This is a genomic window from Mycolicibacterium insubricum (genome assembly GCF_010731615.1).
GTDB lineage: Bacteria > Actinomycetota > Actinomycetes > Mycobacteriales > Mycobacteriaceae > Mycobacterium > Mycobacterium insubricum.
Genome location: NZ_AP022618.1, coordinates 1,506,627 through 1,520,015 on the forward strand (window position 1 = coordinate 1,506,627; position 13,389 = coordinate 1,520,015).

The window sequence follows — 13,389 nt, forward strand, 5'->3', positions numbered from 1 at the left end:
CGCTCAGCCCTTCAGCAGCGCGACGAACTTCTCCTCGGGGGTACCGGCCACGAACTCCTCCGACGGCAGCGACGTGCGGGGCAGATCGTCCTCGGGGTCGGCGAACGCCCGGTAGGTCTTGTCGCCGGTCAGGGTGAACAGCAGATACCCGGTCAGCAGCGCACGCACGGTCTTCTGGGTGCGCCGGTCTGATCCGGGCAGCCCGGCGAACGACTGCAGGCGCCGGCCTTCGGCCAGCCCTCGGGGGGCGGCCTTCTTGACGATGCGCAGGGTCGCGGCCTCCCAGGCGGCGGCCAACTCCAGCGTCGAGGCGGTAATGCTGCTGGTGTCCTCCTCGGCGCCCAGGATCAACCCGGGGGTACTCAGGCCGGCCGCCGGTGCGGTGGCATCGGGCCTGCTGACCGTCGGAAACAGCGCGGCGGCCGCCCGCAGCCGTCCGCCCAGACCGGCTGCGGCGAACACCGCCGCCGACCCGCCGAACCCGTGTCCCGCGACGCCAAGCTTGCCCGGGTTGACGCTGATCTGCCCGGGTCCCAGCCGCACCCCGGTCAGAATGTCCAGTGTGGTGCCCAGGTCGTAGCTCAGATTCAGCACCGACGGCGCCAGCGTGGTCTCGGTGGCGGGGGCGCCCACCACGATGCCCCAGGACGCCAGATGCTCCAGCGTCCTGGTGTAGTTTCCGGCGGGTGTGAGCCAATCGTGGGCGAACGCCACACCGGGCAGTCCCAGCCCCGATTCGGGGGTGTACAGCACCCCGGGAAGACCGGCAAAGGCCAGGTCACCGCGTAGTACCCGGTGCGGTCCGCGGCGGGTGAGCCGGGCGAAAAGTCCCTTGGTGCTGGCCACCCGGTAAACCTAGCTCACCCTCGGCGAAAGCGGACCAGGCGGCACTCTGCACTACCCTGGATAGTCATGTGTGGAATCGTCGGCTACGTCGGGCCCCGGCCCGCCTGTGACATCGTCGTCGATGCACTGCGCCGGATGGAGTACCGCGGCTACGACTCGTCCGGCGTCGCGCTGGTCGACGACGACGGCGGACTGACCGTCCGGCGTCGGGCCGGCCGGCTGGCCAACCTGGAAGAGGCCCTGGCCGACACCGACCCGTCGGAGCTGACCGGCACCACCGGCGTCGGGCACACCCGCTGGGCCACCCACGGCCGGCCCACCGACCGCAACGCCCATCCGCACCGCGATGCCGCGGGCCGGTTCGCCGTCGTGCACAACGGCATCATCGAGAACTTCGCCTCGCTACGCGCCGAGCTGGAGGCTGCCGGCGTCGAGTTCGCCAGCGACACCGACACCGAGGTCGCCGTGCACCTGGTGAGCCGGGCGTTCGCCGACGGCCCGACCGCCGGGGACTTCGTCGCCTCCGTACTGGCGGTGCTGCGCCGCCTCGACGGGCACTTCACCCTGGTCTTCGCCTGCGCCGACGATCCCGACACCATCGTGGCCGCCCGGCGGTCCACTCCGCTGGTGGTCGGCGTCGGCGACGGCGAGATGTTCCTCGGCTCCGACGTCGCGGCGTTCATCGAGCACACCCGCGACGCCATCGAACTCGGCCAGGACACCGCCGTGGTGCTGCGCGCAGACGGAGCCCAAATCCTGGACTTCGACGGCAACGACGCCTCCGACCACGCTCGTCCCTTCCACATCGACTGGGACCTGTCGGCCGCGCAGAAGGGCGGCTACGACTACTTCATGGACAAGGAGATCGCCGAACAGCCCACCGCGGTCGGCGACACCCTGCTGGGGCATTTCGCCGACAACCGCATCGTGCTGGACGAACAGCGGCTCTCCGACCAGGAACTGCGCGAGATCGACAAGGTGTTCGTGGTGGCCTGCGGCACCGCCTACCACGCCGGCCTGCTGGCCAAGTACGCCATCGAGCACTGGACGCGGCTGCCGGTGGAGGTCGAACTGGCCTCGGAATTCCGCTACCGCGACCCGGTGCTGGACCGCTCCACCCTGGTGGTGGCGATCAGCCAGTCCGGCGAGACCGCCGACACCCTGGAGGCCGTCCGGCACGCCAAGGAGCAGAAGGCCAAGGTGCTGGCGATCTGCAACACCAACGGCAGTCAGATCCCGCGGGAAGCCGACGCGGTGCTCTACACCCGCGCCGGGCCGGAGATCGGCGTCGCCGCCACCAAGACGTTCCTGGCCCAGATCGTCGCCAACTACCTCGTCGGGCTGGCGCTGGCCCAGGCCCGCGGCACCAAGTACCCCGACGAGGTGCAGCGCGAATACCGCGAGCTGGAGGTCATGCCGGACCGCATCGCCGAGGTGCTGGACCGGATGGCGCCGGTCGCCGCCCTTGCCGAACAGTTCGCCCGGTCACAGACGGTGCTGTTCCTGGGCCGCCACGTCGGCTACCCGGTGGCGCTGGAAGGCGCGCTCAAGCTCAAGGAACTCGCCTATATGCATGCCGAGGGGTTTGCCGCCGGTGAGCTCAAGCACGGCCCGATCGCCCTGATCGAGGACGGGCTGCCGGTGATCGTGGTGATGCCCTCGCCCAAGGGTGCGGCGATGCTGCACGCGAAGCTGCTGTCCAATATCCGGGAGATCCAGGCCCGCGGCGCGGTCACCATCGTCATCGCCGAGGAGGGCGACGACACCGTGCGGCCCTACGCCGATCACCTGATCGAGCTGCCGGCCGTCTCGACGCTGTTCCAGCCGCTGCTGTCCACCATTCCGCTGCAGGTGTTCGCCGCCGCGGTGGCCCGGGCCCGCGGCTACGACGTCGACAAGCCGCGCAACCTCGCCAAATCGGTGACCGTCGAGTGAGCGAAATCCACCTGAGGGGAACATTTCCCGCCATCGGCCGGGCGGAGCTGGCAGAGTTCACCATGCTCGCCGAGCAGGTTCTGGCTGCGGTGCGCGCGGAACCGGGGGTGCTGCAGTACGACGTGTTCCTCAGCCCCGATCAGGCCCGTGCCGTCGCGCTGCAGCGCTACGCCGACTCCGATGCCGTGCTGAGCACCCTGGTCGCCACCCGCCCGCTCATCCAACGACTCGCCGCGCTCGCGGGCGGACTGGACCTCGAGGTGTTCGGGAACCTGTCCCCGCAACTGCAGGAGGTCTTCGCCGCCTCCCACACGGCGTCCGGTGCTCCGGTCTACTCCCGACTGATGGGCCTGTAGCGCCGGGCCGAGTCGCCTAGCCTGGCAGTCATGCGGCACTACTACTCCGTCCAGCAGATCCGCGACGCCGAGGCACCACTGCTGGCGTCCCTGCCCGACGGGGCCCTGATGCGCCGGGCGGCGTGGCCGCTGTCCGTCGCGATCGGAAGGGAGCTGCGCCGCCGCACCGGCGGCATCGTCGGGCGACGGATCTGCGCCGTCATCGGCTCGGGTGACAACGGCGGCGACGCGCTGTGGGCGGCGACATTCCTGCGCCGTCGGGGTGCCGCGGCCGACGCGGTGCTGCTCAATCCCGAGCATACGCACGCAAAGGGTTTGGCCGCGTTTCGTGCCGCGGGCGGACGGATCGTCGAGAAGATCAGCAACACAACCGATCTGGTGATCGACGGGGTGGTGGGTATCGGAGCCACCGGCCCGCTGCGGCCGGCAGCCGCCGCCGTGTTCGCCGCCAACACCGCACCGGTGGTCGCCGTCGACCTACCCAGCGGAATCGACGTCACCACCGGGGCGGTCACCGGGCCCGCCGTGCACGCCGCGCTGACCGTCACGTTCGGCGGTCTCAAACCCGTGCACGCGCTGGCCGACTGCGGTGGGGTCGAACTCGTCGACATCGGGCTCGACCTGCCCGAGGCCGACCTGCTGGCCTTCGAGGCCGCCGACGTCGCCACCCGCTGGCCGGTCCCGGGCCGCACCGATGACAAGTACACCCAGGGAGTCACCGGCGTGCTGGCCGGTTCGGCGACCTACCCCGGTGCGGCAATCCTGAGCAGCGGCGCCGCCGTCGCCAGCCACTCCGGGATGGTCCGCTACGCCGGCCCGGCGGCCGCCGAGGTGGTGTCGCACTGGCCGGAGGTGATCGCCACCGTCGACCACCGCGACGCCGGGCGGGTGCAGGCCTGGGTGGTCGGACCCGGACTGGGCACCGGGCATGAGGCCTCGGCGGTACTGCGCTTCGCGCTGGCCACCGACCTGCCGGTGCTCGTCGACGCCGACGCGCTGACCCTGCTGGCCGCACACCCCGAACTCGTCGTTGACCGCTCCGCGCCCACCCTGCTGACCCCCCACGCCGGAGAGTTCGCCCGGCTGGCCGGCAGTGCACCCGGCGACGACCGGGTCGGCGCCACCCGCGCCCTGGCCGCCCGGCTCGGGGCCACCGTGCTGCTCAAGGGCAACGTCACCGTCATCGCCGCTCCCGAGGGCCCCACCTACCTCAACCCGGCCGGCAACTCCTGGGCGGCGACCGCCGGTTCGGGCGACGTGCTGAGCGGCATCATCGGTGCTCTGCTGGCGGCCGGCGTGCCGCTGGCGGAAGCCGCCGCGGCCGGCGCGTTCGTACATTCCCGGGCCGCGGAACTGGCCGCCGAAGATCCCGGCCCCGCACCGGTCCCGATTTCCGCCACGCGGATCCTCACCCATATCCGTCCGGCACTGGCGGCGATTCTGTAAAAGAGACGTCATGCCGAACATCTCCCGTCACGCGTCCATCACCCCCGCCTACACCGGACGAATGGGGACAAACCCGATCCCAGCGCTGCGCCTGCCCGACGAATCGCTGGAACCGGAGGCGGCCTACCGCTTCATCCACGACGAACTCATGCTCGACGGCAGCTCCCGGCTGAATCTGGCCACCTTCGTCACCACCTGGATGGATCCCGAGGCCGACCAGCTGATGGCCGAGACGTTCGACAAGAACATGATCGACAAGGACGAGTACCCGGTCACCGCCGCCATCGAGCAGCGCTGCGTCTGCATGGTCGCCGACCTGTTCCACGCGGAGGACCTGCGCGACGACGACCCGTCCACCGCCGTCGGGGCATCGACCATCGGCTCGAGCGAGGCCGTCATGCTCGCCGGCCTGGCCCTCAAGTGGCGCTGGCGCGCCCGCATCGAGGCCCGGTACGGCAAGGACGCCTGGAAGGACCGCACCCCGAACCTGGTGATGGGGTCCAACGTGCAGGTGGTGTGGGAGAAGTTCGCCCGCTACTTCGACGTGGAAGCCCGCTACCTGCCGATGGCCCAGGACCGCTACGTCATCACCCCCGAGCAGGTCATCGCCGCCGTCGACGAGGACACCATCGGCGTGGTCACCATCCTGGGTACCACCTACACCGGTGAGTTGGAACCGGTCGCCGAGGTCTGCGCCGCGCTGGACAAGCTGGCTGCCTCCGACGACACCCGCGACGTGCCGGTGCACGTGGACGCCGCCAGCGGCGGATTCGTCGTGCCGTTCCTGGAGCCAGACCTGGTGTGGGACTTCCGGCTGCCGCGGGTCGCCTCGATCAACGTCAGTGGCCACAAATACGGATTGACCTATCCGGGCATCGGTTTCGTGGTCTGGCGCAACGCCGCGGCGCTGCCCGAGGAGCTGGTGTTCCGGGTGAACTACCTCGGCGGCGATATGCCGACCTTCACCCTGAACTTCTCCCGGCCGGGCAATCAGGTCGTCGGCCAGTACTACAACTTCCTGCGGTTGGGTCGGGCCGGATACGCCGAGGTGATGCGAACGCTCAGCGACACCGCGCAGTGGCTGTCCCACCAGCTGGCCGGATCGGGTCGCTTCGAGGTCATCACCGACGGGTCGGTGCTGCCGGTGCTGTCGTTCAAACTCGCCGGTGATCCGGGATTCACCGTGTTCGACGTCTCTGCCGGGCTGCGCGAGTACGGCTGGCAGGTGCCCGCCTACACCATGCCCGCCGACGCCACCGACGTCGCGGTGCTGCGCATCGTGGTCCGTGAGGGCTTCTCGGCGAATCTGGCCCGCGCGCTGTTCGAGGACCTGACGACGGTGCTGACGAAGCTGGACCGGCTGCGGCCCGGCGGTTTCGCCACCGAGGAGCATTTCGCCCACTGACCCCACGCCTGGGACAATGGCGGGCGGTGATTACTGAACCCGCCCGTCCCGGGCCCCTCGCGTTACGGTCGGCCGTGCCGACCGCCCTTGTCGACCTCGACGCCATCTGCGCCAACGTCGCCGTGCTGTGCGAAAAAGCCGGATCGGCACAGGTCATGGCGGTGGTCAAGGCCGACGGTTACGGGCACGGCGCCGCCGAGGCGGCCACCGCCGCGTTGGCCGGCGGCGCCGCCGAATTGGGTGTCGCCACGGTCGGGGAGGCTCTGGAGTTGCGCGCGGCCGGTATCACCGCGCCGCTGCTGGCCTGGTTGCACCCGCCCGGCACCGATTTCGCCCCGGCGCTGACCGCCGGGGTGCAACTCGGGGTGACGTCGTTGCGCCAGCTCGACGACGTCGTCACCGCAGCGGAAACCACCGGGACGACGGCCGTCGTCACCGTCAAGGTGGACACCGGGCTGAGCCGCTCCGGGGTGAGCGCCGCGGATTTCCCCGCGCTGATCGACGCGCTGGGCCGCGCCGTCGCCTCCGGCGCCGTCCGGGTGCGCGGCCTGATGTCGCACCTGGCCTGCGCCGATGACCCCGACAACCCGGCCAACGACCGTCAGGCCGAGCTGTTCGTGGCGCTGCGGGCGGCCGCCGCCGACGCCGGCGTGGCGTTCGAGGTTGCCCACCTGTCGAACTCGCCGGCCACCCTGGCCCGCCCCGATCTGGGGTTCGACATGGTCCGCACCGGTATCTCCGTGTACGGCTTCAACCCGGTGCCCGCGCACAGCGACGCGGCGCTGACCCCGGCGATGACGCTGTCCGCCCCGGTATCGATGGTGAAGAAGATCACCGCCGGTGCCGGCGTCTCCTACGGTCACACCTGGATCGCCGAACGCGACACCACCGTCGCCCTGATCCCGCTGGGCTACGCCGACGGCGTGTTCCGCGCGCTCAGCGGCCGGCTGCAGGTCGCCATCAACGGCCGCCGCTTCCCGAACGTCGGCCGGATCTGCATGGACCAGTTCGTCGTCGACCTCGGCCCGGACCCGGGCGGTGTCGCCGAAGGCGACGCGGCGGTACTCTTCGGCCCCGGAACCGGCGGCGAGGCGACCGCCACCGAGGTCGCCGCGCTGATCGGCACCATCGACTACGAAGTGGTGACCAGCCCCCGCGGCCGGGTCAACCGGATCTATCGAGGTGGGAGATGAACAAGCGCCGCCGCTGGCTGGCCGGGGCGGCCGGAATCGGCGCGGTGGGCACCGTCGCCGGGGTGTCCACCGCACGTTCGGTGCTGCGCCGCCGCGAGGACCCGTACCGCGACGAGGATTTCGGCGTCTTCGAGGCCGATCGCAGCTGCGTGGTCACCACCAGCGACGGGGTCGACCTGCAGGTCCGCGAGGTCGGACCGGTGGACGCCGCCGTCACCGTCGTCTTCGCGCACGGTTTCTGTATGAGCATGCGGGCCTTCCACTTCCAGCGCCGCGACATGACCGAGATGTGGGGCGATCAGGTCCGCATGGTGTTCTACGACCAGCGCGGACACGGCCGCTCCGGCGCCGGGCAACCGTCGAGCTACACCATCGAACGACTCGGCCGCGATCTCGAGGAGATCATCGCGATGCTCGCCACCCGCGGCTCGGTGGTCCTCGTCGGACACTCCATGGGCGGCATGACGGTGCTGTCGCATGCCCGCCAGTTCCCGTCCCGCTACGGCAGCCACATCGTCGGCGCGGCGATCATTTCCTCTGCGGCCGAGGGACTTTCCCGGTCCCCGTTGGGCGAGGTGCTGGCCAACCCCGCGCTGGAGGCGGCCCGGTTCACCGCCCGCTACGCACCCGGGGTGATCAGTGGCGGCCGCGGGCTGATCCGCTCACTGCTCGCCCCGGTCATGCAGGCCGCCTCGTTCGGCAGCGACGACGTCAGCCCCACGGTGGCCCGCTACGCCGAGACGATGATCCACCGCACCCCGGTACCGACCATGGTCGGTTTCCTGCACGCCCTCGGAGTGCACAATGAGACCGACGGCCTGGTGGCGCTGGCACGCATTGAGGTGCTGATCGCCTGCGGCACCGCCGACGTACTCACCACGCCCGAGCACTCCACCGAAATGGCCGCGGTACTGCCCAAATCGGAGCTGCTGCTGGTCGAAGGCGCCGGGCACCTGGTGCAGCTGGAGCAACCCGAGATCATCAACGAGGCGCTGGAAGAACTGGTGACTCGCGCCACCCCGAACAAGCTGGTGGCGCTGACCCGGCGGCTGCTGCGGGTGCGGGTCCGTGGCTGAGCGCATTGCGGCGGGGTCGGCGTCGCTGCCGACCGCCGAGGACACCCGGGCACTGGGCGAGCGGATCGGTGCGGGCCTGCGCGCCGGCGACGTCGTCGTGCTGGCCGGGCCCCTGGGCGCCGGAAAGACCATGCTCACCAAGGGCATTGCCCGGGCCATGGACGTCGAGGGTCCGATCACCTCACCCACCTATGTGCTGGCCCGGCTGCACCGCGCACGCCGCCCGGGCACACCGGACCTGGTGCACGTCGACGTCTACCGACTGCTGGACACCGGTACCGACCTGCTCGGCGAACTGGATTCGCTGGATCTGGACACCGAACTCGACGACGCCGTCGTGGTGGTGGAGTGGGGCGAGGGGCTGGCCGAGCGGCTCTCCGAGAACCACCTGGACGTCCGGCTGGAGCGCGCCGCGGGCACCGATGTGCGTACCGCGCAGTGGAATTGGGGGAGCGAGTCGTGACCCGGGTGGTGCTGGCGCTGGACACCGCCACCGCGGCCGTCACTGCCGGCCTGGTGCGCGTGGGGCCCGACGGCGCCGAGCTGCTGGCCGAGCGGATCACCGTCGACCCGCGCGCGCACGCCGAGCGGTTGACGCCCAACATCGTTGCGGCACTGGATGACTGTGGACTATCGATGACCGATATCGACGCCGTGGCGGTGGGCTGCGGCCCCGGCCCGTTCACCGGCCTGCGGGTCGGCATGGCGACGGCCGCCGCGCTCGGACACGCCCTCGACGTGCCGGTGCACCCGGTATGCACCCTCGACGCGATCGCGGCCGACGGCGCCGCCGGTGGTGATGAGCTGGTGGTCACCGACGCCCGTCGCCGCGAGGTGTACTGGGCCCGCTACCGCGACGGCGTGCGGGTCGAAGGACCGGCGGTCGCCGCGCCGGCCGACGTGCCCGCAGCGGCGGAGGCGCTGGCCGCTGGCCCGCGCTACCCGTCGTCGCTGCGGCTGGTGGCCGCCGTCGCTGATTTCGGCGCCGATCCCGAGCCGCTGGTTCCGCTGTACCTGCGCCGACCGGACGCCCGCACGCTGGCCGAACGGGGTCTGGCGTGACCGACGTCGTGCTGGACGCGCTGAGAGTCGAGGACGCGCCGCGCTGCGGCGACCTGGAGGCGCTGCTGTTCCCCGGCGACGACCCGTGGCCGGCGCGGGCGTTCGTCGCCGAATTGCACTCCCCACACACCCATTACGTGGCCGCCCGAGCCGACGGCACGTTGGTCGGCTACGCGGGCGCGGCGCGGTTGGGGGCGCGACCGCCGTACGAGTACGAGGTGCACACCATCGGCGTCGACCCGGACTACCAGGGCGCCGGTATCGGGCGCCGGCTGCTGGACGAGCTGCTGGCATTCGCCGCCGACGGGCCGGTGTTCCTGGAGGTGCGCACCGACAACGACGCGGCGATCGCGCTGTATCAGCGGGCCGGCTTCGAGAACGTCGGGCTGCGCAAGCGCTACTACCCGGTGAGCCGGGCCGACGCCTACACCATGCGCAAGGAGTGCCCGTGACCATCGTGCTGGCCATCGAAACCTCCTGCGACGAAACCGGAGTCGGTATCGCCGAACTGCACGAGGACGGCACCGTCGCCCTGCTGGCCGACGAGGTGGCCTCCAGCGTCGCCGAACACACCCGCTACGGCGGGGTGGTGCCCGAGGTCGCTTCTCGCGCGCATCTGGAGGCCCTCGGCCCGACCATGCGCCGGGCGATGGACACCGCGGGGGTCACCCGCCCCGACGCCGTCGCCGTGACCATCGGACCCGGCCTGGCCGGCGCTCTGCTGGTTGGGGTCGCGGCCGCCAAGGCCTATGCGGCGGCCTGGGGAGTGCCGCTCTACGGGGTCAACCACCTCGGCGGCCACCTGGCTGCCGACAGCTATGTGCACGGACCGCTGCCGGAGTCTGTGGCGCTGTTGGTGTCCGGCGGGCACACCCACCTGCTGCACATCCGGTCGCTGGGCGAACCCATCGTGGAACTCGGCAGCACCCTCGACGACGCCGCGGGAGAGGCCTACGACAAGGTGGCTCGCCTGCTGGGGCTGGGCTACCCGGGCGGGCGGGTTCTCGACGATCTCGCCCGCACCGGTGACCCGGAGGCGATCGTGTTCCCGCGCGGGATGACCGGTCCCCGCGACGATCCGTACGCGTTCAGCTTCTCCGGCCTCAAGACGGCCGTCGCCCGGCACCTGGAGGCCCACCCGAATGCGTCGCCGGCCGACGTCGCCGCGGGCTTCCAGGAGGCCGTCGCGGACGTGCTGACCCGCAAGGCCGTCCGCGCGACCACCGACGTCGGCGTCTCAACGCTGCTCATCGGCGGCGGGGTCGCCGCCAACTCCCGGCTGCGAGAGTTGGCCGAGGAGCGTTGCGCGGCAGCCGGTTTAACGCTGCGGGTACCTCCGCCGCGGCTGTGCACCGACAACGGCGGGATGATCGCCGCCTTCGCCGCGCATCTGCTGGCCGCCGGGGCCGTGCCGTCGGCACTGGAGGTGGCCAGCGATCCCGGTATGCCGATCACCATCAGCCAGCTGTACTGAGCAGCTGCAACGAGGGAGCTTCCATGACCGAGCATCTCGCCGACAAGTTGGCCGTCACCGAATTGCTGTACCGGTACGCGGAACTCATCGACGCCGGGGACTTCGACGGGGTGGGGGTCCTGCTCGGGCGGGGCAACTTCATGGGCGTGGCGGGCCCCGCGGCGATCGCCGGGCTGTTCGCCGCGACCACCCGCCGCTACCCGGATGCCAGAAATACACCTCGGACCCGGCACCTGGTGCTCAACCCGATCGTGGATGTCGACGGCGACACCGCCACCGCCCGTTCGACCTTCGTCGTGGTGCAGCGCACCGATACCTTGGCGCTGCAGCCGATCGTCGTCGGCCGGTACCGGGACTCCTTCGCCCGCGACGACGCCGGCTGGTACTTCACCGAACGGCTGGTCGACGTCGAGATGGTCGGTGACGTGTCCCAGCATCTGCTGGGGCTGGAAGGGCTGGACCTTTAGAACGGCGGGGGCTCGTCGTAGCCGGGCGGGGGAGTCCGGTCGGCCTCGGCGACCGCCGCACCCACTCGCGCGTGTTCCAATGCCCGGGCCAGCGCGTTGGACTCCCGTTCCTGCTTGATCCGCCGCGCGCGGGCCTTGCGCCGCGTGGTCTTGCGCACCGGCATCATCACGCCCGCATCCGGGCTCGGCGACTTGCGCCGGCGCCGCGGTGGCGGGGCGGGTCCGGTGCTCGTGTCCCAGTCCGGGAACAGCAGGGCACTGAGCGGCTTGGTGGTGTAGCTGTGACCGGTGGGGGTGGTGATGGTCAAGGTGCCGTCGGGCTCCTGATGGTTGGTCCAGCCGTGCCAGAAAGTTTTCACGAGATGATGCCGACGGCATCGCGGGCCGAGATTCGCCGGGTGGGTGGCTCCCCCGTCGGAGCGGGCGTCGACATGGTCGAGGTCGCATTGATAGGCCGGGCGGTCGCAGCCGGGGTGCCGGCAGGTCATGTCCCGACTGCGGATGAAATCCGCCAGGCCGGCCGAAGGCCGGTACCGGGGTTCCGGTTCGTCCTTGGGCTTGGGGAGGTCCTGGACCCGGGCCCCGTTGGCGATCACCTCGTCGAGAACGGTCGGCGGCAGGACGGTTCCGGGGCGATCCAGCATGATCGCGGCCTTGCGGGACGCCACGGTCTGGGCGACGACGTGAACGTGGATGGTGGCCGCGGGAATCTTGCCGGTCTTGGCCGGGCACTTCGGGTCATCGCAGCGACAGGTCAGGCGATCGGCGCGGGCACTCAGTGCACCGACGGCGTCGGCGCGGCGCTGCCTCAGGGTGCGGGGGTCGTCGTCGCACACGGTGCGAGCCAGGTTGTTCAGTGCGGCGTCGAACAGCACGGCATCGGTAGCGGTCAGCCGCCCCCACACGGTGGCCAGCCCGTTCTCGTCGTTGCGGGGATCGCCGATATTGATCTCCCGGCCCTCATAGCTGCCTTGGGCCCGGTGTACGGCGTCGGGATCGAGTTCGGCGACCGCCGCATCGATCGCCCTCTCCAGCTTCATCTTGGACAGCGCCGGGAATCCGAGGGCGGCCGCGGCCAGCCGGGCATCGATGCTGCGCAGCGCGTCGGCGTCGGTCACCAGAGAGGTGCGCTCGGCGAGCGTGGCCGCGGCGGTGACGTCGAAGGCCCCGGCCAGGAAGGCGGCACCCACCTTCGGAAGCCTGTCGGCCATGGCCAGCCCGATCCGCATCTGGCGCATCGCCCGGCCGTGGCCGACGGTCAGGGCGCACGAGATCTCCGCGGCTGCGGCATCCCAGTCGTCACATCCCCATTCGGGATGCTCCTCCTCGTCGCAGCGCCGGTGGGTGAACTCGGCGATGATGGCGAGCTTGCGGGCCTCGACGGCGTTGGCGGCTCGGTTCGCGGCGGTCATCGCGTCGATCAGGGCGGCGTCGTCCAGGCCGCGGAGCTCGGCCGGATCGGATACCACCACTTCGAACATACTGTCAATATTACGCCCAAAATATGATCTATACCACAAATGGGCGAAAAATTGTTCGATAAAGAACCATTCGGATCGGCTGGCAGCGAAATTGCAGCCCTCCGCCCTTGAGTGCTAGCACTCCCGTGTATAGAGTGCTAGCTGGCAGGCGGACGTCTCCTGTGTCGGCACCCGCGACGACGGCGCGAGGGGTTCGGCCAACTGCCGATACCTGGTAACAACGGTTCGGGCCGCGGCCCGGGCCTCCAACCTCAGAAGTGAAGGGGCTCCACATCGTGGCGAGCGTGAACATCAAGCCGCTGGAGGACAAGATCCTCGTGCAGGCCAACGAGGCCGAGACCACGACCGCGTCCGGTCTGGTCATTCCCGACACCGCCAAGGAGAAGCCGCAGGAAGGCACCGTCGTCGCAGTTGGCCCCGGCCGCTGGAACGAGGACGGCGACGAGCGGATTCCGCTGGACGTGTCGGAGGGCGACGTCGTCATCTACAGCAAGTACGGCGGCACCGAGATCAAGTACAACGGCCAGGAGTACCTGATCCTGTCGGCCCGCGACGTGCTGGCCGTCGTCTCCAAGTAGACAGATCGTGTTCCGCCCCGGAGATCGCTCGTGGATGCGGGCCATCTCCGGGGCGGTCGCGTACCCAGCG

The 13,389-nt window shown here is 70.6% G+C and carries 14 protein-coding genes; 12 read left to right on the forward strand and 2 right to left on the reverse strand.

Translation table 11 applies throughout. From position 1 onward, the window contains the following. Positions 1-3 precede the first annotated feature (3 nt). Entirely contained in the window at positions 4-846 is an 843-nt protein-coding gene (locus G6N16_RS07240) for a dienelactone hydrolase family protein (RefSeq protein WP_083031997.1), read from the reverse strand. Positions 847-912: 66 nt separating this feature from the next. Here G6N16_RS07240 and glmS point away from each other — a divergent pair, with 66 nt between their 5' ends. The 11 genes from glmS (at position 913) to G6N16_RS07295 (ending at position 11,260) form a co-directional block, all read left to right on the forward strand. Continuing rightward, entirely contained in the window at positions 913-2,781 is a 1,869-nt protein-coding gene (gene glmS, locus G6N16_RS07245) for a glutamine--fructose-6-phosphate transaminase (isomerizing) (RefSeq protein WP_083031995.1), read from the forward strand. Further along, positions 2,778-3,137, forward strand: coding sequence for a putative quinol monooxygenase (locus tag G6N16_RS07250; protein ID WP_083031994.1), 360 nt, complete (start codon positions 2,778-2,780; stop codon positions 3,135-3,137). The genes glmS and G6N16_RS07250 overlap by 4 nt, the downstream gene beginning before the upstream one ends. Before the next feature lie 30 nt (positions 3,138-3,167). Beyond that, complete coding sequence (locus tag G6N16_RS07255; protein WP_083031992.1) at positions 3,168-4,583, forward strand: NAD(P)H-hydrate dehydratase; 1,416 nt, start codon at positions 3,168-3,170, stop codon at positions 4,581-4,583. A gap of 10 nt (positions 4,584-4,593) precedes the next feature. After that, positions 4,594-5,988: a glutamate decarboxylase gene (locus tag G6N16_RS07260; RefSeq protein ID WP_083031991.1), complete on the forward strand. Its 1,395-nt coding sequence runs from the start codon at positions 4,594-4,596 to the stop codon at positions 5,986-5,988. A 74-nt stretch (positions 5,989-6,062) separates the two neighbouring features. Further along, positions 6,063-7,181: an alanine racemase gene (gene alr, locus G6N16_RS07265; RefSeq protein WP_234805913.1), complete on the forward strand. Its 1,119-nt coding sequence runs from the start codon at positions 6,063-6,065 to the stop codon at positions 7,179-7,181. Then, entirely contained in the window at positions 7,178-8,257 is a 1,080-nt protein-coding gene (locus tag G6N16_RS07270) for an alpha/beta fold hydrolase (RefSeq protein ID WP_083031989.1), read from the forward strand. Before alr ends, G6N16_RS07270 begins: the two co-directional genes overlap by 4 nt. Then, positions 8,250-8,720 (forward strand): tRNA (adenosine(37)-N6)-threonylcarbamoyltransferase complex ATPase subunit type 1 TsaE, encoded by a 471-nt coding sequence (gene tsaE / locus G6N16_RS07275; RefSeq protein WP_083031988.1) that lies wholly within the window; start codon positions 8,250-8,252, stop codon positions 8,718-8,720. The genes G6N16_RS07270 and tsaE overlap by 8 nt, the downstream gene beginning before the upstream one ends. Beyond that, a complete protein-coding gene (gene tsaB / locus G6N16_RS07280; RefSeq protein WP_083031986.1) occupies positions 8,717-9,319 on the forward strand; it encodes a tRNA (adenosine(37)-N6)-threonylcarbamoyltransferase complex dimerization subunit type 1 TsaB in 603 nt (200 codons plus the stop codon). The genes tsaE and tsaB overlap by 4 nt, the downstream gene beginning before the upstream one ends. Next, complete coding sequence (rimI, locus tag G6N16_RS07285; RefSeq protein ID WP_083031985.1) at positions 9,316-9,771, forward strand: ribosomal protein S18-alanine N-acetyltransferase; 456 nt, start codon at positions 9,316-9,318, stop codon at positions 9,769-9,771. Before tsaB ends, rimI begins: the two co-directional genes overlap by 4 nt. After that, on the forward strand, positions 9,768-10,793 hold the full coding sequence (tsaD, locus tag G6N16_RS07290; RefSeq protein WP_083032004.1) for a tRNA (adenosine(37)-N6)-threonylcarbamoyltransferase complex transferase subunit TsaD: 1,026 nt from the start codon (positions 9,768-9,770) through the stop codon (positions 10,791-10,793). Before rimI ends, tsaD begins: the two co-directional genes overlap by 4 nt. A 23-nt stretch (positions 10,794-10,816) precedes the next feature. Then, positions 10,817-11,260 (forward strand): nuclear transport factor 2 family protein, encoded by a 444-nt coding sequence (locus G6N16_RS07295; RefSeq protein WP_163787813.1) that lies wholly within the window; start codon positions 10,817-10,819, stop codon positions 11,258-11,260. Here G6N16_RS07295 and G6N16_RS07300 read toward each other — a convergent pair. Beyond that, positions 11,257-12,741 (reverse strand): HNH endonuclease signature motif containing protein, encoded by a 1,485-nt coding sequence (locus tag G6N16_RS07300; protein WP_083031982.1) that lies wholly within the window; start codon positions 12,739-12,741, stop codon positions 11,257-11,259. The genes G6N16_RS07295 and G6N16_RS07300 overlap by 4 nt on opposite strands. Before the next feature lie 275 nt (positions 12,742-13,016). Here G6N16_RS07300 and groES point away from each other — a divergent pair, with 275 nt between their 5' ends. Then, the gene (groES, locus tag G6N16_RS07305) at positions 13,017-13,319 is read left to right on the forward strand and encodes a co-chaperone GroES (protein WP_083032003.1); all 303 of its coding nucleotides are present in this window, start codon (positions 13,017-13,019) and stop codon (positions 13,317-13,319) included. The last annotated feature ends 70 nt before the right edge of the window (positions 13,320-13,389 follow it).